26 protein-coding genes are annotated in these 23,263 nt (G+C 61.0%); 20 read left to right on the top strand and 6 right to left on the bottom strand.

The features are described 5' to 3' along the window. Nucleotides 1-90: 90 nt before the first annotated feature. Genes B9Z41_RS03765 through B9Z41_RS03730 form a run of 8 tightly spaced genes read left to right on the top strand, consistent with a single transcriptional unit; the run spans nt 91 to nt 7,271 of the window. Nucleotides 91-1,044, top strand: a complete 954-nt coding sequence (locus B9Z41_RS03765) for a PDR/VanB family oxidoreductase (RefSeq protein WP_100145234.1) — start codon at nt 91-93, stop codon at nt 1,042-1,044. After that, a complete protein-coding gene (locus tag B9Z41_RS03760) occupies nt 1,041-2,234 on the top strand; it encodes a Gfo/Idh/MocA family protein (protein WP_100145232.1) in 1,194 nt (397 codons plus the stop codon). Before B9Z41_RS03765 ends, B9Z41_RS03760 begins: the two co-directional genes overlap by 4 nt. Before the next feature lie 2 nt (nt 2,235-2,236). Beyond that, a complete protein-coding gene (locus B9Z41_RS03755; RefSeq protein WP_369823279.1) occupies nt 2,237-2,722 on the top strand; it encodes a MarR family winged helix-turn-helix transcriptional regulator in 486 nt (161 codons plus the stop codon). A gap of 9 nt (nt 2,723-2,731) precedes the next feature. Then, nucleotides 2,732-3,460 carry an energy-coupling factor ABC transporter ATP-binding protein gene (locus tag B9Z41_RS03750; RefSeq protein WP_100145229.1) on the top strand — a complete coding sequence of 243 codons (729 nt, stop codon included), beginning with the start codon at nt 2,732-2,734 and terminating at the stop codon, nt 3,458-3,460. A 3-nt stretch (nt 3,461-3,463) separates the two neighbouring features. Then, the gene (locus tag B9Z41_RS03745) at nt 3,464-4,057 is read left to right on the top strand and encodes an energy-coupling factor transporter transmembrane protein EcfT (protein ID WP_100145227.1); all 594 of its coding nucleotides are present in this window, start codon (nt 3,464-3,466) and stop codon (nt 4,055-4,057) included. Nucleotides 4,058-4,102: 45 nt separating this feature from the next. Next, nucleotides 4,103-4,672: a biotin transporter BioY gene (locus B9Z41_RS03740; protein WP_100145225.1), complete on the top strand. Its 570-nt coding sequence runs from the start codon at nt 4,103-4,105 to the stop codon at nt 4,670-4,672. Beyond that, nucleotides 4,672-6,111 carry an AMP-binding protein gene (locus B9Z41_RS03735; RefSeq protein ID WP_100145223.1) on the top strand — a complete coding sequence of 480 codons (1,440 nt, stop codon included), beginning with the start codon at nt 4,672-4,674 and terminating at the stop codon, nt 6,109-6,111. The genes B9Z41_RS03740 and B9Z41_RS03735 overlap by 1 nt, the downstream gene beginning before the upstream one ends. Then, the gene (locus B9Z41_RS03730) at nt 6,090-7,271 is read left to right on the top strand and encodes a thiolase family protein (protein ID WP_100145221.1); all 1,182 of its coding nucleotides are present in this window, start codon (nt 6,090-6,092) and stop codon (nt 7,269-7,271) included. The genes B9Z41_RS03735 and B9Z41_RS03730 overlap by 22 nt, the downstream gene beginning before the upstream one ends. Nucleotides 7,272-7,274: 3 nt before the next feature. Here B9Z41_RS03730 and B9Z41_RS03725 read toward each other — a convergent pair whose 3' ends face one another. Beyond that, nucleotides 7,275-7,991 (bottom strand): nitroreductase, encoded by a 717-nt coding sequence (locus B9Z41_RS03725; protein WP_233202502.1) that lies wholly within the window; start codon nt 7,989-7,991, stop codon nt 7,275-7,277. A gap of 94 nt (nt 7,992-8,085) precedes the next feature. Further along, a complete protein-coding gene (locus tag B9Z41_RS03720) occupies nt 8,086-9,312 on the bottom strand; it encodes a porin (protein ID WP_158236132.1) in 1,227 nt (408 codons plus the stop codon). A 164-nt stretch (nt 9,313-9,476) separates the two neighbouring features. On the opposite strand from B9Z41_RS03720, the gene coq7 reads away from it, so the two are divergent. Then, nucleotides 9,477-10,100, top strand: coding sequence for a 2-polyprenyl-3-methyl-6-methoxy-1,4-benzoquinone monooxygenase (gene coq7, locus B9Z41_RS03715; RefSeq protein ID WP_233202501.1), 624 nt, complete (start codon nt 9,477-9,479; stop codon nt 10,098-10,100). Nucleotide 10,101: 1 nt separating this feature from the next. On the opposite strand, the gene B9Z41_RS03710 is transcribed toward coq7, so the two are convergent. The 3 genes from B9Z41_RS03710 to B9Z41_RS03700 all read right to left on the bottom strand — a co-directional run bounded on the left by B9Z41_RS03710 (nt 10,102) and on the right by B9Z41_RS03700 (nt 11,982). Then, a complete protein-coding gene (locus B9Z41_RS03710; RefSeq protein ID WP_143474143.1) occupies nt 10,102-10,449 on the bottom strand; it encodes a nucleotidyltransferase domain-containing protein in 348 nt (115 codons plus the stop codon). Nucleotides 10,450-10,494: 45 nt separating this feature from the next. Further along, nucleotides 10,495-10,944, bottom strand: a complete 450-nt coding sequence (locus tag B9Z41_RS03705) for an OsmC family protein (RefSeq protein ID WP_100145213.1) — start codon at nt 10,942-10,944, stop codon at nt 10,495-10,497. A gap of 123 nt (nt 10,945-11,067) precedes the next feature. Beyond that, nucleotides 11,068-11,982 carry a DUF535 family protein gene (locus B9Z41_RS03700; RefSeq protein ID WP_158236131.1) on the bottom strand — a complete coding sequence of 305 codons (915 nt, stop codon included), beginning with the start codon at nt 11,980-11,982 and terminating at the stop codon, nt 11,068-11,070. Nucleotides 11,983-12,071: 89 nt separating this feature from the next. On the opposite strand from B9Z41_RS03700, the gene ilvA reads away from it, so the two are divergent. Beyond that, complete coding sequence (gene ilvA / locus B9Z41_RS03695; protein ID WP_100145209.1) at nt 12,072-13,649, top strand: threonine ammonia-lyase, biosynthetic; 1,578 nt, start codon at nt 12,072-12,074, stop codon at nt 13,647-13,649. A gap of 30 nt (nt 13,650-13,679) precedes the next feature. Here ilvA and B9Z41_RS03690 read toward each other — a convergent pair whose 3' ends face one another. Beyond that, on the bottom strand, nt 13,680-14,120 hold the full coding sequence (locus B9Z41_RS03690; RefSeq protein ID WP_100145207.1) for a general secretion pathway protein C: 441 nt from the start codon (nt 14,118-14,120) through the stop codon (nt 13,680-13,682). A 21-nt stretch (nt 14,121-14,141) separates the two neighbouring features. Here B9Z41_RS03690 and gspG point away from each other — a divergent pair, with 21 nt between their 5' ends. From gspG to B9Z41_RS03640, 10 genes are read left to right on the top strand one after another with little or no spacing between them, the layout of a single operon-like run. Beyond that, a complete protein-coding gene (gene gspG, locus B9Z41_RS03685) occupies nt 14,142-14,573 on the top strand; it encodes a type II secretion system major pseudopilin GspG (protein WP_100145205.1) in 432 nt (143 codons plus the stop codon). Between the two features lie 10 nt (nt 14,574-14,583). After that, on the top strand, nt 14,584-15,018 hold the full coding sequence (locus B9Z41_RS03680; protein ID WP_100145203.1) for a prepilin-type N-terminal cleavage/methylation domain-containing protein: 435 nt from the start codon (nt 14,584-14,586) through the stop codon (nt 15,016-15,018). Then, nucleotides 15,015-15,401 (top strand): type II secretion system minor pseudopilin GspI, encoded by a 387-nt coding sequence (gene gspI, locus B9Z41_RS03675; RefSeq protein ID WP_100145201.1) that lies wholly within the window; start codon nt 15,015-15,017, stop codon nt 15,399-15,401. Before B9Z41_RS03680 ends, gspI begins: the two co-directional genes overlap by 4 nt. A gap of 10 nt (nt 15,402-15,411) precedes the next feature. Further along, nucleotides 15,412-16,107, top strand: coding sequence for a type II secretion system protein J (locus B9Z41_RS03670; protein ID WP_100145199.1), 696 nt, complete (start codon nt 15,412-15,414; stop codon nt 16,105-16,107). Next, nucleotides 16,104-17,093, top strand: coding sequence for a type II secretion system minor pseudopilin GspK (gene gspK, locus B9Z41_RS03665; RefSeq protein ID WP_100145197.1), 990 nt, complete (start codon nt 16,104-16,106; stop codon nt 17,091-17,093). The genes B9Z41_RS03670 and gspK overlap by 4 nt, the downstream gene beginning before the upstream one ends. 8 nt (nt 17,094-17,101) lie before the next feature. Further along, nucleotides 17,102-18,307, top strand: a complete 1,206-nt coding sequence (gspL, locus tag B9Z41_RS03660; RefSeq protein WP_158236130.1) for a type II secretion system protein GspL — start codon at nt 17,102-17,104, stop codon at nt 18,305-18,307. Beyond that, a complete protein-coding gene (gene gspM, locus B9Z41_RS03655) occupies nt 18,304-18,849 on the top strand; it encodes a type II secretion system protein GspM (RefSeq protein ID WP_100145193.1) in 546 nt (181 codons plus the stop codon). Before gspL ends, gspM begins: the two co-directional genes overlap by 4 nt. A 4-nt stretch (nt 18,850-18,853) precedes the next feature. Beyond that, complete coding sequence (gene gspN / locus B9Z41_RS03650) at nt 18,854-19,714, top strand: type II secretion system protein N (protein WP_100145191.1); 861 nt, start codon at nt 18,854-18,856, stop codon at nt 19,712-19,714. Nucleotides 19,715-19,719: 5 nt separating this feature from the next. Further along, nucleotides 19,720-21,858, top strand: a complete 2,139-nt coding sequence (gene gspD / locus B9Z41_RS03645; protein ID WP_100145189.1) for a type II secretion system secretin GspD — start codon at nt 19,720-19,722, stop codon at nt 21,856-21,858. A gap of 3 nt (nt 21,859-21,861) precedes the next feature. Continuing rightward, entirely contained in the window at nt 21,862-23,250 is a 1,389-nt protein-coding gene (locus B9Z41_RS03640; RefSeq protein WP_100145187.1) for a GspE/PulE family protein, read from the top strand. The last annotated feature ends 13 nt before the right edge of the window (nt 23,251-23,263 follow it).

The following is a 23,263-nucleotide window of genomic DNA, read 5'->3' as shown; positions in this document are numbered from 1 at the left end:
GGGTTGCCAAATAATAGTTAGATGGCTAAGATTATTGCAGGATTTGATCTATGTCAAGCCAAGCCCTGTCACACACGTCACTTTTTCTGTATGAGCGAAACTTTCATTCCCCTGCGCGTCGCAAACAAGCAAGCCTTGACCCAAGACATCGTCTTGTTCGAGCTCGTGCACCCTGAGTCACAGCCTTTGCCCGAATTCACACCCGGCGCACACATCACCGTGCAAGCACCCAATGGCATGCGTCGCAGCTATTCACTGTGCAGCTTGTCCAGCGACACACAACGCTGGCAAATTGCCGTCAAGCGCGATGCGCGCGGACGCGGTGGTTCATGCAGCATGGTGGATGACGTGAAGGTGGGTGATGTGTTGCCCACCCTGCCGTGGGCCAACATGTTTGCGTTGCAAGCCAACGCACCGTCTTATATTTTTGTGGCGGGTGGCATTGGCATCACACCCATCTTGTCGATGATTCGGCATTTGTTGAATGAGGGACTCAGCAACTTCAAACTGTTTTACTGCACACGCGACGCCGCCAACACCGCATTTGCACAAGAGCTCAGTGCCCCAGAGCTGGCAGGCAAAGTGCACATCCACCATGACCATGGCGATATGGCAAAAGCGTTTGATTTTTGGCCCGTGTTCGAGCGTCCCAGCAACGCCCATGTGTATTGCTGCGGCCCACAAGGGCTGATGGACAGCGTGCGCGACATGACAGGCCACTGGCCCACGGAACGTATCCACTTCGAGAGTTTTGGCGTCGTGCAAACAGGCTTTGCCGACAACAGCGCCTTCGATGTGGTGCTGCATCAATCGGGCGAACGTGTGCATGTGGCTGCCAACCTGTCGATCCTGGACGCCCTGCGTGCCTGCGGACACGCGGTGTCGAGTTCGTGCGAGAGCGGCACCTGCGGCTCGTGCCGCACGGGTTTATTGGCGGGCGAAGCCGAGCACCGCGACTTGGTGTTGCGCCCGGACGAACAAGCACAACAGATCATGGTGTGTGTGTCACGTGCCCGCACACCTGAGCTGGTGCTGGACCTATGAGTACGCCACGTCTTCGCTTGGGTGTGGCTGGCTTGGGTCGTGCGTTCACGCTCATGCTGCCCACGCTGGCCAATGACCCGCGCATTCAACTGATCAGCGCCACCGATCCGCAACCCCTGGCTTGCGCCCAATTCGAACGTGACTTTGGCGTGCGCTGTGTGGACAGTGTGCAGGCCTTGTGTGCCCACCCCGAGGTCGAGGCCATCTACATTGCCACACCACACCAGCTGCATGTAGACCATGTGGAAATGGCCGCTGCGCATGGCAAGCATGTGATGGTGGAAAAACCCATGGCGCTGAGCCTGGAGGATTGCACCCGCATGATCGAAGCCACGCAGCGTGCAGGGACTGTGCTGTTGGTGGGGCACAGCCACAGCTTCAACGCACCCATTCTGCGTGCGCACCAGCGCATCCAAAGCGGTGAATTTGGTGCTGTGCGCATGATTCAAGCGCTGAACTACACCGACTTTTTGTACCGCCCTCGCCGCCCCGAAGAACTTGACACGGCACAAGGCGGGGGCGTGATCTTCAGCCAAGCCGCACACCAACTCGACATCGTTCGTCTGCTCGGTGGTGGCCGGGTAACCAGCGTGATGGCGCACACCGGCGCCTGGGACCCGACACGCCCCACCGAGGGGGCCTACAGCGCCTTGTTGGGCTTTGCAGGGGGTGCTTTTGCCAGCGTGAGCTATAGCGGTTATGGCCACTTTGACAGTGACCAATGGATGAACAACATCGGCGAGCTGGGACAGCACAAAGACCAAGCCGATTACGGGGCCGCACGGCGCCGGTTGGCGAATGCCGTCAACGCCGAGCAGGAAGCGGCCCTCAAAGCCGCACGCAATTACGGCGCGCCTCAGTGGGTGGGCAACACGGCGCCCCCCACCGGCTTGCAACACCAGCACTTTGGCCCACTGGTGGTGAGCTGTGACCGCGCCGACTTGCGCCCCATGCCCCACGGCGTGTGGGTGGATGGCGATGGTGCTTCCACGCTGGACGCCTTGGAGTCACCCCAGATCCCGCGCCAAGAAGTGATTGATGAGTTGTACAACGCAGTAATTCACCGGCACCCTGTCTTGCACAGTGGAGAATGGGCACGTGCCACCACCGCGGTCAGCTTGGCGATTTTGAAATCTGCCCAAAGCGCCCAAGCGGTGGTGCCAGAGTTTCAAGTTCCACCGATTCGATGACCATGAAGAAGCCCGCAGACAACACCCACCACATCTTGCGTCACTGGCAAGAAGCTGTACCCAACGACCGTTTGGCACACTTGGTGCGCGATGCAGGACGCGCATACGCGCGTGCCTTGCAGGTGCGATTAGCCCAACACAATGTGCCCTTTGGCCATTGGACTTTTTTACGCATCCTGTGGGACGGCGATGGCTTGACGCAGCGTGAGCTCAGCGAGCGTGCCGGCGTGATGGAGCCCACGACGTTCTCTGCCATGAAGACGATGGAAGGCCTGGGCTATATCGAGCGGCGTCAACTGCCTGACAACAAAAAGAACATGTACGTCTACCTCACACCCAAAGGCAAGGCGCTGAAGAAAAAATTGGTGCCGTTGGCAGAAGAGAGCAACCGCGTCAGCATTCAAGGCATCAGCGCCCAAGATGTGGTTACCACACGTCGCGTGCTGCTGGCCATCTTGAACAATTTGGCGCAAGACGACCACGGCTGAGCCCGCACCATGTCCAACACCGCGCCCTCGTCACAAACGCCAGAACCTCATGTTGCCAGAGTCAATGACTCGGGCGTGGTGTTAGACAACGTGAGGTTGGTGCGTGGTCGAACCCAGGTTTTTGATGGGTTGACTCTGCACTTGCATGAGCCCCGCATTGGCTTGATTGGTGACAACGGCGCGGGCAAAAGCAGCCTGTTTCGACTCATCTGTGGCTTGGAGCAAGCGCAAGGCGGACGCGTGCAACTGGGCAGCCCATCGTCGGTGGGCATGATGTTTCAAAACCCCGACGAACAAATCATTTTCCCCACCGTGGAAGAAGAGTTGGGCTTGAGTTTGCAAGCCTCAGGCCTGACACGTCAGGCAGCCCGTGCACACGCCCGTGAGTGGCTGAAGGCGCGCGGCTTAGGGGCTTGGGCAGAGCGTGCCATTGGCAGCTTGAGCCAAGGGCAGCGCCAGCATGTGTGTTGGTTGGCTTTGTTGATTGCCTCACATGATCTGCTGCTACTGGATGAGCCGTTTTCCAGCCTCGATCTGCCAGGCCAAGCGCGTCTGGACCACGAAATTGCAAAAGCCCCCCAACAAGTGATCGTCTCCACCCATGTGCTGCGCCACATCCGCCACTTTGAGCGCGTGATTTGGCTGGACCTTGGGGCTGTGCGTTGCGATGGCCCCGGCCACGAAGTATGCGCAGCCTATGAAGCAGATGTGGCGGCCCGCAGCCTGAACGCGGCCTAAACCATGGGAAGCCTCTACAGCGAACACCACACCTGGCTGCACAACGTGCGTGCTGGCGTGAAGCTGCTGGTGCTGGCGTTGCTAAGCGCAGGGCTGTTTCTTACCCACCGGGTTGATCTGCTGCTGTTCAGCGCAGTGATCTGTGTGTCGGTGTTCGCGTCTTTGGGACGCGCCACCTTGGCTGCGCGCAAGTTACTCACGTCCATCGTGGTGGCGAGCTTGTTGATCGTCGCTTTTCACGCCTTCATGCAACAGCCCATGCTGGGTGTGTCGAGTGCGTTGCGTCTGTTGAGCACGGCCTTGATGGGCGTCGCACTGACCCTGACCACACGCTACAGCGACTTGCTGGATGTGTTCGAGCGTTTGTTGTCACCGCTGACGCGCTTCGGTGTCCGCGTGGATCGTATAGCCCTGCAACTGGCGCTCATGCTGCGCTTCGTGGAACACTTCTTTGTGCTGTGGAAACGCTTGGACGATGCCCACCGTGTGCGAACCGGGCAGCCAGGTGGTTTACGTTTGCTGGCGCCACTGACCATGCAAATGCTGGTGTCGGCCAAAAGGGTGGCAGATACACTTGAACTTCGGCTAGGCAAGTGACTGCTTTTGCATCTTGTTGCCCCCATTGAATTGATTTGATTTGCCATGAACACCTCGCTACGTGCCACGCCCCTCATTGCTTTGTTTGCCGCCTTGTTGGCTGTCTTGGGGCTGATCCCCAAAATTGATTTGCCTCTGGGCGTGCCCATCACGCTGCAAACCTTGGGTGTGATGTTGGCTGGCTGCATGCTTGGGCCCAAACGGGGCTTTCAAGCCCTGATGTTGTTTTTGTTTGCGGTGGCCTTGGGCTTGCCTTTGCTGTCTGGCGGGCGGGGCGGTTTGGGCGTATTTTTCGCGCCCTCCAGCGGCTACTTGATCGGTTGGCCCTTGGGCGCACTCGTCACTGGCGGGCTCATGGCCTTGCTGCCCACACACTCACCACAACGTGCTGCCATCAGCGCCTTCATCGCCTCGGCCCTGGGTGGTTTGCTGGTGGTCCACGCTTGCGGGGTGGTGGGCTTGGTTTACCTGGCTAACCTCAATGTGTCGCAAGCCTTCCTCGGCACATTGGCGTTTGTGCCCGGTGACCTCATCAAGTGCGGTATGTGCGCCATGGTCGTGCACACCGTGGCACGTGGCATGCCAGATTGGCGCTTTGGCGGACGCGCTGTGTGATGCATTCTGTGCTCGCGCAAGACGGGGTGCATGCCCCTTTGGCGCATTGGGCCCGCTTGCGCGGCGATGCCATCGCCATTGAAGACGGCACCATCTCTCTCACGTTTGCGCAACTGCACCACGCGGTTACACAAGCTGCACACGCCCTGAGCCAAGCGCAGGCACCTGCCACGGTGTTTGTCAACGACCGCTTGTCCACGCTACATCAGGTGGTGGACTTCTTGGGCATTGTCAGCAGCGGCAGATGCGCCGCAGTCTGTGATCCAGACTGGACCGCAGGCACACGCGAAGCCGTGCACCAATCGTTCCCCCACCAGCCCTTTGACAGTGGATTGCCTCAACCCGAATCGCCCTTCTACATTGGGTTCACCTCAGGCAGCACGGGCATCCCAAAAGGCTTTCAGCGACACCATCGGTCATGGACCGAGAGCTTCAAGGTCTGTGTTGACACCTTCGCAGCCGCTGCGCAGACCCGCGTTTTGGCGCCGGGTCGCGCCTCTCACTCCTTGTTTCTATTCGGTATGTTGCTGGGGCTTTGGACCGGCGCGGGCGTGGTGGTGCAAGACCGGTTTTCGGCAGCACGCGCACTAGACACCCTGCGCCAAGGACGCACCCCCTGCCTGGTGGCCGTGCCCAGCCAGTTGGTGATGATGCTGGAGCTGGCTGCACGCCGCAGCTTAGCGCCCATAGCGGATGTGGCCTTGATTTTGATCAGCGGTGCACGCTGGATGCGTGACCGCACCCCTGAACTCAAAGCCTTGTTTCCTGACGCGCAGATCGTGGAGTTTTACGGTGCCTCAGAGACCAGCTTCATGGCCTGGATGAATGCCGATGAGGCAGCTCCCGCCAATGCTGTAGGACGTCCCTTCGCAGGTGTTGAGTTAGACATACGTCGTCAACCCGGACAAGAGGCTGGACTAATTTTTGTACGCAGCCCCATGTTGTTCATGGACTATGTTGGCGGCCAGCAAGACGCCACGGCCGCGCTGCGTGATGGCGACTGGTTGTCAGTGCGTGACATGGGGTACATCGACCCACAGGGTTATCTTTGCCTGGTCGGACGCGAAAACCGCATGGTGGTGACCCAGGGCAAAAATCTTTTTCCAGAAGAAGTCGAAGCGGTGCTCACCCGCTGTGACGCCATCGACCAAGCGTCCGTGCACGGGGTGCCTGACCCGCTACGCGGACAGCAAGTGGTGGCCATCTTGCACGTCACACCCGGCACCACGACCGAGGGCGTGCTGTCGGCATTTGCATTGGCCAATTGGTGCCGAACGCAGCTAGAGAACTACAAAGTGCCCCGGAGTTATTTCATTTGCGACACATGGCCATTCACGGCCAGCGGCAAAACCGACCACCACGCCCTGGGGCTCATGTTGAGCCAACACCTGAACTCTTCCGAGGGCACCACGTCACCATGTCTGCACCCACTGTCTTGATCGCGGCATGGGCCCGCAGCGCGGTGGTGCCACACGGCGGCGCCTTCGGCTTGTTGCATGCGCATGAGATGGCTGCACCCGTGGTGCAAGCCATGCTGGCGCGCGCAGGCATCCGCCCTCAGGCGGTGGATGCGGTGCTGGTGGGCAACGCGCTGGGTGCAGGCGGCAACCCGGCCCGCATGGTGGCTTTGGCGGCCAGCTTGCCTGAGCGTTGCGCGGCCTTGAGCGTGGACACCCAATGCTGCTCGGGCCTGGACGCAGTGAGCATGGGCGCAGCACTCATTGCGTCGGGTCAGGCACATGTCGTCGTCGCGGGTGGTGTGGAGGCTTGGAGTCGCTCGCCGATGCGCTTCACCCGCCCGATCCAGCCCGGCGAAGCCCCCGTGCCTTATGAGCGCCCGCCCTTTGCCCCCGACCCTGCACACGACCCCGATCTGTTGTTGTCTGCCGCCCGTTATGCCGCACAACACGGCAACACACGTGAGCAACAAGACGCCTATGCCGTGCTGAGCCACCAACGCGCAGTGGCACACCAAGCGGAATTGGCGCATGACATCGTGGCGGTTGCAGGCGTGCGCCACGACCTGTACCCCAGAACCATCAATGCCACGCGCGCGGCACGCATGCCCATAGCCGCACAAACCGATGCTTTGGATGCTTTAACACTTGTGGGCATCGCGTCAGATTGCAGCATCAGCCGCTTGGGCATTTCAGCCAAAGCCGATGGGGCGGCTTTTGTGGTGCTGGTCAGCGCACAAGCTTGTGGCCAGTTAGGCCTTCAGCCGGCCGCAGCGTGGATCAGCAGCGCATCTGTCGGCGGCACGCCAGACACCCCCTTGCTGGCAGCGCAGCATGCAGCAGCAGAAGCCTTGCAACGTGCGGGAATACCTTCATGTGAGGCCTTGTCTGCCGTCGAGCTGCACGACGCCTTTGCCGTTCAGGGACTCAGCTTTTGTCGCGCCCTCGGCCTAGACCCACAGCGCATCAACCCACGCGGTGGTGGCTTGGCCCGTGGTCACCCCATTGGGGCATCCGGTGCCATTGCGCTGGTGCAATTGCTGGCCAATTTGGCGCTGGATGCGCCAGCGGGTGGGCAAGGGTTGGTGGCAGTGGCAGGCGCTGGCGGCATTGGTGCAGCAGCCGTTGTAGAACGGCTCTAGCCTTTAGCCTACGGTCTTGAAATAGTCGTTGAGCGGGACCCGTGAAGTTCGGGTTTGGTTCACCGCTGCATCGGGGTCTGCATAGCCCATGGCCACACCGCACACAATTTTGGACGTCTCGTCCAGCGACAAATGCCGACGAATCAGGCTGGGGTAAGAGGCCATGGCACCAATGGCACAGGTGGACAGGCCTTTGGATTGCGCCGCCAACATCAGGCCATACAAGGCCATGCCCAAATCCATGTAACAGCCACGGCCCAAGTCATGGGCAATGGTCACCACCAGTGCCACAGGTGCATCAAAGAAGGTGAAATTGCGTTCAAACTGCGCATCCCGCCCAGCGCGGTCCTCACGCGCAATACCCAAGGCGTCATACAAAGCCTTGGCCGATGCAATTTGGCGACGCTTCAATGTCAGGGGCATGGGGCTAGGAAAGTAGCTGTAGTCTTCTGCCTCTTGCTGCTGGTTGCGCCAGGCTTGCAGCAAATCGGCACTCAAGGCTCGGCGCACCTCGCCTTGCACCGCAATGAAAGTGCCTGGCTGCAAATTGGCCCCGCTGGGTGCTAGGCGAGACAACGCCACCACCTCACGCAGCACATCCTCAGAAACAGGTTTTTCAAGATAGCCACGAACCGAATGGCGCTCGGCCAACACGTGTGCAAAAGAGGCGTTAGCAGTCACAGCGTCGGGGTTGAAATAGACATCCACATAAGCTTGCAAGTTTAACCACCCACATGTAAAAACCCCGCCACTCTTGCGAGTGACGGGGTTTGAGACTTTTCAAATCCTTCGCTGACTTGCGCCAGCGTAGGGATTAGAAGTCGTGTTGCATGCCCACAGCCAACATCTTGATTTGTGCGCCGTTACCAACCAAGTTAGCGGAAGAGTAGTTACCGCCGCTCATGTTGTAGTTGATAGCAGAGTCGTTCTTGATGGTGTGGTAAGCGGTGTACACATGGGTGCGCTTAGACAGGGCTTGACGGAAGCCGATGGTGTAAGCAGTAGCGCCCGTGTTAGCAACTTCAGCACCAGTGCTGTCTTTCAGGTTGTTGGCTTTGCCCCACTGTGCCACCACCATGCGGTTGGCGCCCAAGTCGTGCTCAACCACGAAACCGTAGCCAGAATCTTTACCCGAACCAGTGTTGGTGGTGTTGGTCAAGCCAGAGTTACCTGGCAAAACCAAAGATGCGGATGCTGAAGTCAAGTCAGTGCGCTTCTTGTTCCACATTTGAGCAGACACGATGCTGGAGCTAGCTGCACCTGCGTATTTGTAACCCAAACCGAGTTTGGTTGCAGTACGGTCAAAGCTGTTTGCGCCACCAGTGAAGCCGGTTGCAGCTGTAGCGGTTGGTGAGTTGTGCGAAGTTTGGTAGTCCAACATGCCAATGATTTGACCAGCCGTGTACACCAACTTACCACCAGCGAATTGACCGTTGCTGATTTGTGTAGCGGAAGCAGCTGCGCCTTCGCCAGTTGAGCCACCCATGCGGCCTGCATACACTTGCGAACCAGCGAATGCACCTGCGTCACCACCGAAGTTCACCAAAGCGGTGTTTTCAACGCGAACGCCGTACACGCCCACACCACCGTTTTGCAGGTTGGTGAAAGTGTCAGAGCCCATGTGACGTGAACCCACTTGGTTCAGAGCGCCTTGGGTCCACCACACGTTTTGGCGGCCCAAGCGGATTTCAGCCAGGTTGTTGCCATAGTACAAACGGCCTTCGCGCGAGCACCACTCAGAGGTGTTGGCGTTGGCAGTGTTGGCTTGGCCGCTGGCGTTGGCGGTGTCGATGTTGATACCAGTTTCGCAATACACACCAGCGCGTGTACCAGCGCCCAGGTCTTCCTGAGCAGCAAAGGTGATGCGTGACGAGGTGTCAGCAACACGAACCTTACGGTTGAAGTCGTTAGTGGCAGTTGTCGAACCAGTGGTTTCGAAGGTAGACACGTCCATGCTGGCGCGGCCAGACAGGGTCACGAAAGATTGCGCGAAAGAAGCGGTGGCAGCCAATGCAGCCAATGCAACGAGGGTTTTTTTCATTTCAAGGTTCTCCAAGGTTTGAACAAGGTCTCCGGCTAACCGGGACAACCACCATTTCTGGAAGTTGGAGCTATTGAACCAGAGACCCAAGGGCCAAGCTATGACAAGCATGAAAAATAGGGCTATTGCGTTGCATGAATGCAACATGGCTTAAGATTTTGTCCATGGATACCCTGATCTCAGCTCTCGACAGTGCCTTGCGCACCGTATTCGCCTCTCACCACGCAGCCAGGGTTAACCCTGGATCCGTGCACACATCCACCCCGCCCATGTCAGAGGCCGAAAAACGAGAAGCTTCTGCGTTGATGCGGGTCAACCATGTGGGTGAGGTTTGCGCACAGGCGCTCTACACCGCCCAAGCCTTGGCCACACGCGACAGCGCATTGCGCCAACACTTACTGGCGGCCAGCGAAGAGGAAACTGACCACCTGGCCTGGACCGAAGAACGTTTGCGCGAATTGGGCGGGCGCACCAGCCTGCTGAACCCGTTGTGGTACGCCGGCGCCTTTGGCATTGGCTTTGTGGCGGGCAAGCTGGGGGGAGACCGCGTGAGCTTGGGCTTTGTGGTGGAAACCGAGCGTCAGGTGGAAGCGCACCTGCAAAGCCACCTAGACCAATTGCCCAGCCACGACCTGGCGTCACGTGCCATCGTGACGCAAATGAAAACCGACGAGGCACGTCATGCCAAAGAGGCAGAGTCGGCAGGTGCTTCGGCGTTGCCGCGCCCCGTGCAAGGGTTGATGCGCGTGATGGCCAAGGTGATGACCACCGTGGCGCATCGGGTTTAGCTCACAGCAAGGCTTGCGTTCGCTCAACCAAGCTTTGAGTGGCGTGCGTAGAGATGAGCACGCCCACAGCCAGCGCCACGCGATCAATCGAGGTTTGCTCTTGTCCAAATTCGAGCAGGCGGACATCGACTTTTCTACCCTCTAATTGCCTCTGCAAATAAGCAGCAAATTGCGCACTTTCCCACAACGGGTTATCGAGCTTGGCAGGAACGATGATGTGCAAATCAATGTCTCCGCCTTTGGCTGCATCGTCCAAACGTGAGCCAAACAAACGCACGCAAGCACCATCGCCCCAGCGAGCTTGAGCAGCTTGGGTGATGGTTTGAATGGCTTCGGGTGTCAGGCGCATGCGATTGATCTTAGGTCGGGCCGCCAACACGAGCAAGACCGTCGCTCAAACCTCCACCACCTCAAAGCTGGTGGTGATTTCTGCGGTCTTGCCCAGCATGATGCTGGCCGAACAGTATTTGTCATGGCTCATGGCAATGGCACGCTCCACAGCCAATGCAGGTATGGCTTTGCCTGTCACCGTGAAATGCATGTTGATTTTGGTGAACACCTTGGGGTCGACCTCGGCGCGTTCGCTGGTGAGCTTGACGCTGCAACCACGCACATCATGGCGTCCGCGCTTCAAGATCAACACCACGTCATAAGCGGTGCAACCACCCGTGCCAGCCAACACGGTTTCCATGGGGCGAGGCGCCAGGTTTTGGCCACCGTTTTCGGGCTTGGCTGCGTCTGGTGCGCCGTCCATGGCAATGACGTGACCACTGCCTGTTTCAGCGATAAACCCCATGCCTGAACGTGTGCCACTTTGACCCGTCCAGCTTACGGTGCATTCCATGTTTTCTTCTCCTGATATGTCTGACAAATATGCACAAGTCTTCAAATTATGTATACACTTAAGACTTGTCTCCTCCACCCTCAAAAGTGGATTTATCCCCGAGTCGCAAGACTCGGGGTTTTTTTATGGGCGTCGTGTTTGTGCCGCCGCCAAACAAGCACCGAGCACCTGCTGGCGCATGTCATTGCGCCGACGCAACTGTGATCTTTTGCTAGAGGCCACCTCACTCTCGGGACGGGGCAGCCACACCAGCGGCAGGCTCCAATGCATGTCCGACAGCCGTTGCTCAGCCCCCAGTTCTTGCCACAGCGTGTCGTAGCTCATACCCACCCGCTGAGACAAGCTGCGGTAGTCGGCATACGCGTGGCCCACATCGCTCACACCCAACAAGCCCTCTAGACCCCAACCTTGGGCCAGTCCTTGCAAGGCATTGAGCAAAATGCCGCTGGGCCGAGTGCGCTCCATCAATTGGGTGAAGTCTTTCACCAAATCTTTGCCTTCTTGCGAACCCTGCACATTGCCCACCACCAACACCGCGCCTGAGCTTGTGCCACCCACCATGTGCGCGGGCAACACGCTGAACGCAGCACGCATGACCGGACTGCCATCGAGTTCAAGGTGCAGCTCCAGCTCACCCTCACGCGCCAAGGCACGGCCAGGTCTGAGCACGATGCGCACCTGCCGGTCTTTCAAGGTCCATTCACACAACAACCAAGAATGCAACGCGTAAAGCGCCGAGGCTTGGGTCGATGAAAAGGTCTGCACCAGCCAATCAAAGTGCGCCATTTGAGCCGCGGCACGCCCCTGCGCTGTCAACCCGCTCCACAAATACGCACGGGTGCAGCGCACCACCAACAAGAGGTCGCTCTCAAGCACAGACGCCAAACCCAACTGACGGAGGTGGTCGTGCACCGCAAAAATATGGCGACGGTGCCAGAAAAAACGCAGCCGAAACTTCAGCCACCGCTTGAACGTTTGCAAGCTGCCACCCGCGGCATCGTCGGTTCGTTGAAAAAGGGATTGGGGGGTAGGCAGCACAGAAGAATCACAAATTTGTATACCGGATGAGTGTAGTGGCTGACCGTCTCACAGGCCTCTGCCTTCATGCATAAGAGACAATCAGCCCCATGTCTACCCGTCCCGCCAAAACCAACGCCCTGACCCCTGCCGACTACCTGAAAAAAATCTTGACGGCACGCGTCTACGACGTGGCCCAAGAGTCCGCGCTGGAAGTGGCCAAAAACCTGAGTCGCCGACTGCACAACACCGTGTTGCTCAAACGCGAAGACCAACAACCGGTGTTCAGCTTCAAACTGCGCGGCGCGTACAACAAGATGGCGCACCTAACACCCGCGCAATTGAAAAAAGGCGTCATTTGCGCCTCCGCAGGCAACCACGCCCAAGGCGTGGCCCTGGGTGCCAACCGCTTAGGCGCCAAAGCCGTGATCGTGATGCCTGTGACCACACCCGCCTTGAAGATTGAAGCCGTCAAAGCACTCGGCGGTGAGGTGGTGTTGCATGGCGACAGCTACTCCGACGCACACCAACACGCGCTCACGTTGGAGCAGAAAAACGGCATGACCTTTGTGCATCCGTTTGACGACCCCGAGGTGATTGCAGGCCAAGGCACCATCGCCATGGAAATGCTGCGCCAGCACCAAGGCCCACTTGACGCCGTGTTTGTGGCCATTGGCGGCGGCGGCTTGATTTCCGGCGTGGCCAACTACATCAAGGCGGTGCGTCCAGAGATCAAAGTCATCGGTGTGCAAATGGACGACTCCTCCGCCATGATGCAATCCGTCGCCAAAGGCAAACGCGTTGCGCTCACCGATGTGGGCCTGTTCTCCGACGGCACCGCCGTCAAGCTGGTGGGCGAAGAAACCTTCCGCATCTCGCGCAAATTGGTCGACAGCTACATCACCGTCGACACCGACGCGGTGTGCGCCGCCATCAAAGACGTGTTTGTGGACACCCGCAGCATCGTCGAACCCGCTGGCGCCCTGGCCGTGGCCGCCATCAAACAGTACGTGGCCGAGCACAAAACCAAAGGCGAGACCTACGCCGCCATTTTGTGCGGCGCCAACATGAACTTCGACCGCCTGCGCTTTGTGGCCGAGCGCGCCGAGGTGGGCGAAGAACGCGAAGCTTTGTTTGCCGTCACCATTCCCGAGCAACCCGGCAGCCTGCGCCGCTTTTGCGAGCTGATTGGCCAGCTGCCCAGCTTTGGCGGCGGTAAAACACCACGCAATGTGACCGAGTTCAATTACCGACTCAGCGACGCCGACAAAGCCCATGTGTTTGTCGGCCTGACCACCGGCGTCAAAGGCGAGAGCAGCAAGATTGCAGCCCACTTCACCAAACACGGTTTTGAAGCCATCGACCTCACGCACGACGAACTGGCCAAAGAACACCTCCGCCACATGGTGGGTGGCCACTCGGCGCTGGCCCACGAAGAGCGTTTGCTGCGTTTTGAGTTCCCTGAGCGTCCGGGTGCTTTGATGAAGTTCTTGCTCGCCATGCGCCCGGGCTGGAACATCAGCCTGTTCCACTACCGCAACCAAGGCGCCGATTACGGCCGCATCTTGATGGGTCTGCAAGTGCCCAAGGCCGACGACAAGGCATTTGCCACCTTCTTGTCAGCACTGGGCTACCCCTACGTGGAAGAAACGCGCAACCCGGCTTACCGTTTGTTTTTGCAGCGCTGAAACATGTGTCACCACAGCGTGGTGACCACATTATTTTTTGGCAGGAAGTTCCAGCGTCAAAGTGGCGGGGCCTTGCGCACTGGCCCCCAAACTCACGCGTCGGCCTTGCGCCGACTGCAACACCAAGTCATCCACCACCACGCGGCCCACGCGGTAGGGCCGTGCCGGCTTGCCGTCAACCGCGATCAACGCGGCACCTTGCGACGCCCCGCCCGACAGCACCCCCACCAGCTGAAAACGACTGGCCAAGGTCGGTGCAGCCACAGCCGCCGCAGGCAACGCACCCAAACTGCGCGCGGCAGCTTCCAATTCAGGCTCAGTGGGTGTGGGCTGGGCCAGTGGACTCAGCGCATCGGCATTGCCACTGGCCGACCAACGCAAGCCCCACGCTACGGCACTGAAAGCCACCAGCGCCCACACCACCAAAGAAGCAGTGCGCACCAAGAGGAATGGGTAACGTGGCAAAAACATACGCGGATTATGATTCAGGGCATGACACACCTCCCAACACCCAAGCGCCAGCGCGGCTTCACCCTGATTGAGTTGATGGTGGTGCTGGCCATCCTAGGGGTGCTCGCAGCGTTGATCGTGCCCAATGTGCTCGACCGCGCCGACGACGCACGCGGCACTGCCGCCCGCACCGATGTGAACAACCTCATGCAAGCGCTCAAGCTCTACCGCTTGGACAACCAGCGTTACCCCGCTGCCGAACAAGGCTTGCAAGCCCTGGTGGTCAAACCCAGCAGCGGCCCCGCACCGCTGAACTGGAAACCCTACATCGACAAACTGCCCAACGACCCCTGGGGCCGCCCTTACCAGTACATGAACCCAGGCGTCAAAGGTGAAGTCGATGTGTTGTCCCTGGGCGCTGACGGTCAGCCCGGTGGCGAAGGCAAAAACGCCGACATCGGCAGCTGGCAATAAGCCCCCGCGCATGCAGCGCCAACGTGGCCTGACCCTGTTGGAGCTGTTGGTGGTGCTGGCCATCATGGGCTTTGCTATGGCGGGCGTGGCCTTGAGTTTGCGCGATAGCAACCAAACCCAGCTCGACCGCGAGGCACAACGCCTGATCGCCTACCTCGAAGCTGCCCGTGCCCAATCGCGCACCAGCGGCATCCCTCTGGTTTGGCGCAGTACCGCGCAAGGCTTTGTCATCCAAGCCCCCACAGCCCCGCGTCAAACACCCAACGAACAAGCTTGGCTCACGCCTGACACCACCGCACAAGCGGCTGCGGTGGTGTTGGGGCCGGAACCCATCATTGCGCCAGCGGGCATCACCTTGGTCGCGCCCGTCACAACTGGCAACAACATCGCCACCCGACGCATTGCCAGCGATGGGCTGCGGCCTTTTCAGGTGGTGCAGCCATGACGCAGCACCGCGCCCGCACACACACCCCGCACGCAGGGAAGGGCTTCACCCTGATCGAAGTCTTGGTGGCCTTGGCCATCGTGGCCTTGGCCTTGATGACGGGCATGAAAGTCAGCGGGGCTTTGATCTTCAACGCCCAGCGTCAAAGCGACGTGTTGCTGGCCCAAATTTGCGCTGACAACGCCCTGCACCAACTGCGCCTGTCGCAACAATTGCCCGGCGTGGGCGACACCCGCGTGCCCTGCGTGCAGGCCGAGCGCAACTTCGCAGTGGCACTCACCATTCGCAGCACACCCAACCCCTCGTTTCGCCGCGTCGAAGCCCAGGTGTTTGACGCCCAAAACCCCATCTTGCGCGTAGCCACCGTGCTCGGGCGTTATTGACCGAGCCAGCATGAAAACACAGCGCGGCTTCACCCTGATCGAACTGCTCATCGCCATCACCCTGATGGCGGTGCTGGCGGGTTTGAGCTGGCGTGGCATCGACGGCCTGCTGCGCACCCGCGAGGCCACCCAGCAACACGTGGACCAAACCGCCGTGCTGCAAACCGTGCTGGCCCAGTGGCAGGCCGACCTCGACGCCATGCAGCCCGTGCCCGGCCTCAGCGATGCCGGGGTGCTGTGGGACGGCCAAGTGCTGCGCATCACCCGGCGCAGCAGTGCGTGGGGCAACGACGGCAGCGACCCTGGTATGTGGGTGGTGGCCTGGAGCCGCAGAGGCACGCCTCAGGCCGGCACCGGCCAATGGGTACGGTGGCAATCCCCGGCTATCACCGAGCGAAGCACGCTGGCACAAGCCTGGCAACAAGCCGCGCGCTGGGCGCAAAACCCCAGCACCGACGACCAAACACGCGAGACCGTGCTGCTGCCACTTGATCAGTGGCAACTCAGCTACTTTCGGGGCAACGCCTGGACCAACCCACTCTCCAGCGCCGCCAGCAGCGACACCACCACACCCACTCCGGGCAGTAGCGCCAACAACACGCCCGACGCCATCCGCCTGCTCATCGACTTGCCAGCCAGCGCCGGCATGCGCGGCCGCCTGAGCCTCGACTGGGTGCGCCCCAACTTCAGCAACACCAAGTCATGAAGCACCTGCCCAGCACCCACCGCCCACAGCGTGGTGCCGCCTTGCTGGCGGCCATGCTTACCGTGGCCTTGGTGGCTACCTTGGCGGCAGGTGCCTTGTGGCAGCAATGGCGCACCATCGAGGTAGAAAGCGCTGAACGACAACATGCCCAAGCCCGCTGGCTGCTGGCGGGCGCGCTTGATTGGGCGCGCGTCATCTTGCGCGAAGACGCGCGGGCCGACAAGGCCAGCACCCCCACCGACCATCTGGCAGAACCCTGGGCCGTGCCGCTGCAAGAAGCGCGCTTGTCGAGCTTTTTGTCGGCCCTGCCCGACGGCACCAGCAACCGCGACGACGACACCCTGGCCGACCAAGTCTTTTTGTCGGGCCAGATCAACGACTTGCAAGCCCGACTCAACATCATCAACCTGTTCGACGGTGAGCGCGTTGACCCCCAAGCCCTGGCAGTCTTTGCCCGCCTGTTCGAAGCGCTGAACCTGCCGCCCGAACAGCTCAGCGTGCTGGCTCAAGGGCTGGCCAACGCACAGCGCAAAGTCAACAGCGCATCGTCCCCATTGATGCCGCAACACATCGAGCAGCTCACCTGGCTCGGCCTCACACCCAGCACCTTGCGCCAGCTCTCGCCGCACATCACCTTGTTGCCGGTGCGCACCCCTGTCAACGTCAACACCGCCAGTGCCGAAGTGCTGTTCGCCAGCGTGAAGGGCCTGGGGCTGGCCGATGCCCAACGCTTGGTGCAGCAACGCAGCCGCAGCCACTGGGCCAGCTTGGCCGATTTTCAAAAAGCAGCCGGGGCCCAAAGCTCGGGCGTGAGCGAAGCCACGCACAGCGTCAACACACGCTTTTTTGAAGTTTTTGGACGGCTGCGCATGGCCCACACCCTGATGCAGGAACACACGCTGCTAGAGCGCGATCAAACTGAGGTGAAAGTGCTCTGGCGCGAGGCCGGTCAGTGGGCTAGCGCACAGACACCGTCTCTACAATGAATGTTCTCATGCTGATCATCGCCCTTCCTCACAGCCCCAGCACCGCAAGCACTGATTTCGCCTACGCAGAATCGGACGGCCAAAGCGTGTTGCACAGCGCCACCAGCGCCGCTGCTGGGTTGCCCTTGCATGCGGGCGAAGTGGTGGCGGTGGTGCCACACAGCCGCCTGTCGTGGTTCAGCGTGCCCTTGCCACCGGGCAGTCAAGGCAACCGCCTGGACGCGGTGTTGGCGGGCCTGCTGGAAGACCGCTTGCTGGACGACCCGCAACAACTGCACCTGGTGCTGCCCAACGACGCCCGCGCACAGGCCCGAAGCGGCGGCGACACTTGGGTGGCCGTTTGCGACAAACAGTGGTTGCGCGACAGCCTGGCCCCTTTACAAGGCGCAGGCTTGACGGTGCAGCGCCTGGTGCCCGAACTCAGCCCCAGCGAAACGCCCCTGCTCCATGTGTCAGGCACGCCCGACCATGCCAGCTGCGTCCTCACCCACGCGCAAGGCGTCACCCTGCTACCGCCCAACACCGCGCAATGGCCAGCGTTTGCCGCGCTGCGCGACCCGGCTTTGGGCGTCCACGCCGAGCCCGCCATGGTGGCGCGCGCGCAGCAACTGCTGCCACAACCCCCCGTGCTGCAAAGCGCGCCGCAGCGCTGGCTGGCCGCTGCCTGCCAAACCCGCTGGGACTTGGCCCAGGGCGAATGGACCCAAGGTGGGCGACAGCGCCTGCAACGCTGGCTGCAAAGCAGTTGGCAAAGCGTGCGCCGTGCCCCCGCGTGGCACCCGGTGCGCGTTGGCGTGGTTAGCCTGCTGGTGGTGCAACTGGTGGGGCTCAACGCCCTGGCCTGGCGTGAACAACACGCCATTGAGCAGCAACAACGGACTCTGCCCAATATCTTGAAAACCACCTTCCCGCATGTCACGCTGGTGGTGGACGCCCCACTGCAAATGCAACGCGAGGTCGACGCCTTAAAGCAACGCACGGGGGCCATCTCCAGCACCGACTTTGAGCCCTTGCTGGCAGGGCTGGCCGGCGTACTGCCAAGCGGACAGACTCCCACGCAACTGCACTTTGCCGACCGCACCCTGCGCCTGCAAGGCCTGAACTTGACGACTGAACAAAGCAGCTCAGCGAACAATGCCTTGCACGCGCAAGGCCTGCGCCTGCGCCAAGAAAGCAACGACGCCTGGTTGCTGCAAGCCGAGGGCACACCATGACCCGGTTGCACTCCATGAAGACCTCTTGGCGCGCCACCGTGTCTGCCCGCTGGCAAGCCCTGTCTGGCAACAAACAGCGCAGTCTGACCTGGCTGGGCTGGGTGCTGCTGGCGGCCTTGGTCTACAGCCTGTCCGTGGCCCCGGCTTGGCGCACCTTGCGTCACAGCGACGCACAACGCGCGCAACTCACGCAGCAAGTCGCCCACATGCAAGCCTTGCAAGCCCAAACCCAGGCCTTGCAACAACGCACGCCACTGCCACGCGACGAAGCGCTGCGCACGCTGCAAAGCCTCAGCAGCCCTCACGGGCCGGCCATGCAATTGAATGTGCAAGGCGACCGTGTGACCGTGCAACTCAAGGCCTTGCCCGCCAGCGCCTTGGCCACTTGGCTCAGCCAAATACGCGCCCAGGCGCAAACCTTGCCCATCGAAGCGCACCTGACACAAACCAACGCAGCCAGCGCCTCCGTCAGATGGAGCGGCAGCTTGGTGCTGCGATTGCCCAGCCGCAGCCCCAACGCTGACACCAGCACCTTGAGGTAGCCCGGTGCCGCCAAGCAGCTCGCCCTCTTTTGCCCAGCGCACAGCGCCCAAGCCCACAAGCGCCGCCCACAGCCGCCGCTGGGCCTGCTGGGGCGCAGCACTGGGTGTGTTGGTGGGCTTGGTCACGCAAGCACCCGCACAGTGGGTGGCCTACGGCGTGGCGCAACTCAGCCAACAACGCGTCTTGCTCAAGCACGCGCAAGGCACGGTGTGGCAAGGGTCGGCGCAATGGGTCCTCAGCACAGGCCTGCGCAACGGCGTACCAGATGCCACCACCGACAGAGCCTTGCCCACCCCGCTGCACTGGCAGTTGCAACCACAATTCAGCCGCAGCACAGGTGTGGCGCTGGGGCTTCGCCTGTCCAGCGCCTGCTGCACCCCACAGCCTTTAACGCTGTCGCTCTCGCCCTTGTGGGGCGGTCTGCGGGTGGCCATCGACGACCAACCCTCCCCCTCCCAATGGCCGGCCCACTGGCTGGTGGGCCTGGGCGCACCGTGGAACACCATTGAGCCAGAAGGCCAAATGCTGCTGCGCACCCAAGGCCTGTCGTGGCAGGTGCAAGCGGGTCAGGCACAACTCCAGGGGCTTGCCGAGTTGCAGCTGCTGCAATTGAGCACGCGTTTGTCCACCCTGCGCCCACTGGGCAGCTACCGGGTGCAAGTGCGCGGCGGTGACACAATGGCCATGACCCTCGACACCCTGGAAGGCAGCTTGCAACTTCAAGGCACGGGCCAGTGGCTGAACCAACGCTTGCGCTTTCAAGGTGAGGCATCGGCAGCGCCAGAGTTCGAAGCCGCACTCTCTAATTTATTGAACATCCTGGGCCAGCGCCGGGGTGCCAAATCCATCATGGAACTGAGTTAAGACCTATGCCCAAGCCACACACACACACGCCCACACCCAGCGCCTTGACTTGGGCCTTCAGCTTGGCCTTGGCGTTGCTGCCCGCGCTCAGCGGCGGGTCATTGGCGTACGCTGCTGGTCCCGCTAAAAAATCTGCCGCGCCAGAGCCCATCACCCTGAACTTTGTCAACGCCGACATCGAGAGCGTGGCCCGCACTCTGGCCACCTTGTCCAACAAAAACTTGGTGGTCGACCCGCGTGTCAAAGGCACGCTCAACCTGAGCACCGAACTACCCGTGTCTCCCGCCGAGGCCTGGGCCCAGTTCTTGGCCGCTTTGCGTTTGCAAGGCTTTGCCGTGGTGGAAACCCAAGGCTTGTTCAAGGTGGTGCCCGAAGCCGATGCCAAGCTGCAAGGCGGCAGCGTGCAACAGGTGGACCAGTCCAAGGCCAGCCCCGGCGCGTCGGGTGGGCAGGTGGTGACACAAATTTTCAAGCTCAACTTTGAGCAAGCCAACAACCTGGTGCCGGTGCTGCGCCCGCTCATCAGCCCCAACAACACACTCAACGTAAACCCTGGCAACAACTCGCTGGTCATCACCGACTACGCCGACAACTTGCAGCGCATGGCGCGCATCATTGCGGCCTTGGATGTACCCAACGCCAGCGACGTGGAAGTGATTGCCCTCAAACACGCCATCGCCGTCGACCTGGCACCCTTGGTCACCCGCTTGATCGAGTCTGGCACCACCTCAGCAGCCGCGACCACACCGGGGCAAACCGGCAGCGACTACAAAACCACCCTCATGGCCGAGCCGCGCAGCAACGCCTTGATCGTGCGCGCCGCCAACCCGGCACGCCTGGCGCTGGTGCGCGCCTTGATTGAAAAACTCGACCAACCCGGCAGCAGCAGCCCCAGCGGCAACATCCATGTGGTGTATTTGAAAAACGCCGACGCCACCAAGCTCGCCGCCACCTTGCGCGCTGCCGTCAGCGGTGGCACAGGCAGCAGTGCTAGCCCATCGCTGAGCACGGGCAACAGCAGTGCCATGGCATCGCAACCCCCGGGCATGAACAGCGGTACGGGCGGCAGCAGTGCAGGCAGCAGCATGGGCAGCACGTTGGGGAGCAGCAGCTCAAACGCCAGCACCACCGGCGGCCAAATTCAGGCCGACACGGCCACCAACTCGCTCATCATCACCGCGCCTGAACCGCAATACCGCCAACTGCGCGCCGTGATTGACATGCTCGACCAACGCCGCGCCCAGGTGATGGTGGAGAGCTTGATTGCCGAGGTCAACGCCAGCAAGGCCCAACAAATTGGCATCCAGTGGCTCACTGCCGTGGGGTCGTCCGGCGTGGCAGGCACCAGCTTTGGCACCACCGGCAACATCGTCGCCTTGTCGCAAGGGGGCACCACAGCCAGCACAGCCAGCATCTCCAGCGGCTTGAATATTGGCACGGTGCGCAACATCAATGGCACCAATGTGCTCAGCAGCCTGGCCAACTTTTTGCAGACCAACACCGACGCCAACATTCTGTCCACGCCCAACTTGCTTACGCTCGACAACGAAGAAGCCAAGATCGTGGTGGGCCAAAACGTGCCGTTTCTCACCGGCCAGTACACCAGCAACAACAGCTCCACAGGATCGGTCAATCCGTTCCAAACCATCGAGCGCAAAGACGTGGGCCTGACGCTCAAGGTCAAACCCCAAATCAGCGAGACGGGCACCGTCAAGCTCACCATCTTCCAAGAGGTGTCGAGCATCGGCACCTCCACCACCTCGGGCTACATCACCAACAAACGCTCCATCGAGTCGAACGTGTTGGTAGAAGACGGCTCCATCGTGGTGTTGGGTGGTTTGCTGTCTGACGAATACTCAGGCAACAAAAGCCAAGTGCCGGGCCTGGGTGACATTCCGGGCTTGGGCTGGTTGTTCAGAAGCGATTCACGCAGCCGCACCAAGTCCAACCTGATGGTGTTCTTGCGGCCCGTGGTGGTGCGTGACGCCAACGCCACCGAAGCCTTGAGCAACAACCGTTACCAACAAATGCTGGGTTTGCAACAAAACGCCCAACCATCCCCAAACGGCCCGCTCGACACCGGCGGCGCGGCGATCATGCCGGCCCTGCCCGGCTCGGTGCCCGCAGCCACGCCCAGCAAATAAGCCATGCGTCGCCCGCTGCCCTACGCCTTTGCCCGCACCCACCAGCTGCTGCTGGAGGACGATGGCCACACCCTGACGCTGTGGCACAGCGATGCGCCAGACCCCGGAGCCTGGAGCGAGGTGCTGCGCCGCCACGCCGTACAAGCGTTTGAGTACACCGACAAAGCCACCCTGGCCAAGCGCCTGAGCGAGGCCTATGCCCAAGCCGACAGCAACGCCGCTGCCGTGGTGAGCGAGGTGGAGAGCGACACCGATCTCAGCCGCATGATGCAAGAGCTGCCTGCGGTGGAAGACCTGCTCGAAGCCGCCGACGACGCACCCATCATCCGCATGCTCAATGCGCTGCTCACCCAGGCCGCGCGCGACGGTGCCAGCGACATCCACATCGAACCCTACGAGCGCCACAGCAGCGTGCGCTTTCGGGTGGACGGCACGCTGCGCGAAGTGGTGCAACCCAACCGCGCCTTGCACGCGGCGCTCATTTCCCGCCTGAAGATCATGGCCGAGCTCGACATTGCCGAAAAGCGTTTGCCACAAGACGGCCGCATCTCGCTGCGCTTGGGGCAGCGCGCCATCGATGTGCGCGTGTCCACCCTGCCCAGTGCACACGGTGAACGCGCGGTGCTGCGCTTGCTGGACAAATCAGAAAGTCGTCTCACATTACAAGCCGTGGGCATGGAGGGCGAGACCCTGCGTCGCTTTGAAGCCCTGGTGCAACAGCCCCACGGCATCATCTTGGTCACCGGCCCCACAGGCTCGGGCAAAACCACCACGCTGTACGCCGCACTGCAAGGGCTCGATGCCACGCGCAACAACATCATGACGGTGGAAGACCCCATCGAATACGAACTCGCGGGGGTGGGTCAAACCCAGGTCAACCCCAAAATCGATCTCGACTTTGCCAAAGCCCTGCGCGCCATCTTGCGGCAAGACCCCGACATCATCATGATTGGCGAGATCCGCGACTACGAGACCGCGCAAATCGCCATCCAGGCCTCGCTCACCGGCCACCTGGTGCTGGCCACCTTGCACACCAACGACGCCGCCAGTGCCGTGACCCGTTTGACCGACATGGGCGTGGAGCCTTTCTTGCTCAGCTCGTCGCTGCTGGGCGTGCTGGCCCAGCGCTTGGTGCGCAAGCGCTGCACCCATTGCGCAGGTCAAGGGTGTGACGCCTGTGGCCACAGCGGCTACCAAGGCCGCACCGGCATCTTCGAGCTGCTCACCACCAACGACGACATCCGCGCCCTGATTCACCAACAAAGCAGCGAAGCGCAACTGCGCGAAGCGGCCTTGCGTGCCGGCATGACCCTGATGCGCGACGACGGCGAACGCCTGGTACGTGCCGGCATCACCAGCGCTGAAGAACTGGTGCGCGTGACGCGGGACTGAAGCCACCCCACAC

The sequence above is a fragment of the Limnohabitans sp. JirII-31 genome, assembly GCF_002778315.1.
Lineage (GTDB): Bacteria > Pseudomonadota > Gammaproteobacteria > Burkholderiales > Burkholderiaceae_C > Limnohabitans.
The sequence above is the reverse complement of the archived record's forward strand: the minus strand, read 5'-3'. Positions and strand labels throughout refer to the sequence as shown.

Excerpts from the sequence above, each read along its gene's own strand:
- B9Z41_RS03765 (WP_100145234.1), top strand. The coding sequence starts at position 91 with ATGAGCGAAACTTTCATTCCCCTGCGCGTCGCAAACAAGCAAGCCTTG.
- B9Z41_RS03760 (WP_100145232.1), top strand. The coding sequence starts at position 1,041 with ATGAGTACGCCACGTCTTCGCTTGGGTGTGGCTGGCTTGGGTCGTGCG.
- B9Z41_RS03755 (WP_369823279.1), top strand. The coding sequence starts at position 2,237 with ATGAAGAAGCCCGCAGACAACACCCACCACATCTTGCGTCACTGGCAA.
- B9Z41_RS03750 (WP_100145229.1), top strand. The coding sequence starts at position 2,732 with ATGTCCAACACCGCGCCCTCGTCACAAACGCCAGAACCTCATGTTGCC.
- B9Z41_RS03745 (WP_100145227.1), top strand. The coding sequence starts at position 3,464 with ATGGGAAGCCTCTACAGCGAACACCACACCTGGCTGCACAACGTGCGT.
- B9Z41_RS03740 (WP_100145225.1), top strand. The coding sequence starts at position 4,103 with ATGAACACCTCGCTACGTGCCACGCCCCTCATTGCTTTGTTTGCCGCC.
- B9Z41_RS03735 (WP_100145223.1), top strand. The coding sequence starts at position 4,672 with ATGCATTCTGTGCTCGCGCAAGACGGGGTGCATGCCCCTTTGGCGCAT.
- B9Z41_RS03730 (WP_100145221.1), top strand. The coding sequence starts at position 6,090 with ATGTCTGCACCCACTGTCTTGATCGCGGCATGGGCCCGCAGCGCGGTG.
- B9Z41_RS03720 (WP_158236132.1), bottom strand. The coding sequence starts at position 9,312 with ATGAAAAAAACCCTCGTTGCATTGGCTGCATTGGCTGCCACCGCTTCT.
- coq7 (WP_233202501.1), top strand. The coding sequence starts at position 9,477 with ATGGATACCCTGATCTCAGCTCTCGACAGTGCCTTGCGCACCGTATTC.
- B9Z41_RS03710 (WP_143474143.1), bottom strand. The coding sequence starts at position 10,449 with ATGCGCCTGACACCCGAAGCCATTCAAACCATCACCCAAGCTGCTCAA.
- B9Z41_RS03705 (WP_100145213.1), bottom strand. The coding sequence starts at position 10,944 with ATGGAATGCACCGTAAGCTGGACGGGTCAAAGTGGCACACGTTCAGGC.
- ilvA (WP_100145209.1), top strand. The coding sequence starts at position 12,072 with ATGTCTACCCGTCCCGCCAAAACCAACGCCCTGACCCCTGCCGACTAC.
- B9Z41_RS03690 (WP_100145207.1), bottom strand. The coding sequence starts at position 14,120 with ATGTTTTTGCCACGTTACCCATTCCTCTTGGTGCGCACTGCTTCTTTG.
- gspG (WP_100145205.1), top strand. The coding sequence starts at position 14,142 with ATGACACACCTCCCAACACCCAAGCGCCAGCGCGGCTTCACCCTGATT.
- B9Z41_RS03680 (WP_100145203.1), top strand. The coding sequence starts at position 14,584 with ATGCAGCGCCAACGTGGCCTGACCCTGTTGGAGCTGTTGGTGGTGCTG.
- gspI (WP_100145201.1), top strand. The coding sequence starts at position 15,015 with ATGACGCAGCACCGCGCCCGCACACACACCCCGCACGCAGGGAAGGGC.
- B9Z41_RS03670 (WP_100145199.1), top strand. The coding sequence starts at position 15,412 with ATGAAAACACAGCGCGGCTTCACCCTGATCGAACTGCTCATCGCCATC.
- gspK (WP_100145197.1), top strand. The coding sequence starts at position 16,104 with ATGAAGCACCTGCCCAGCACCCACCGCCCACAGCGTGGTGCCGCCTTG.
- gspL (WP_158236130.1), top strand. The coding sequence starts at position 17,102 with ATGCTGATCATCGCCCTTCCTCACAGCCCCAGCACCGCAAGCACTGAT.
- gspM (WP_100145193.1), top strand. The coding sequence starts at position 18,304 with ATGACCCGGTTGCACTCCATGAAGACCTCTTGGCGCGCCACCGTGTCT.
- gspD (WP_100145189.1), top strand. The coding sequence starts at position 19,720 with ATGCCCAAGCCACACACACACACGCCCACACCCAGCGCCTTGACTTGG.
- B9Z41_RS03640 (WP_100145187.1), top strand. The coding sequence starts at position 21,862 with ATGCGTCGCCCGCTGCCCTACGCCTTTGCCCGCACCCACCAGCTGCTG.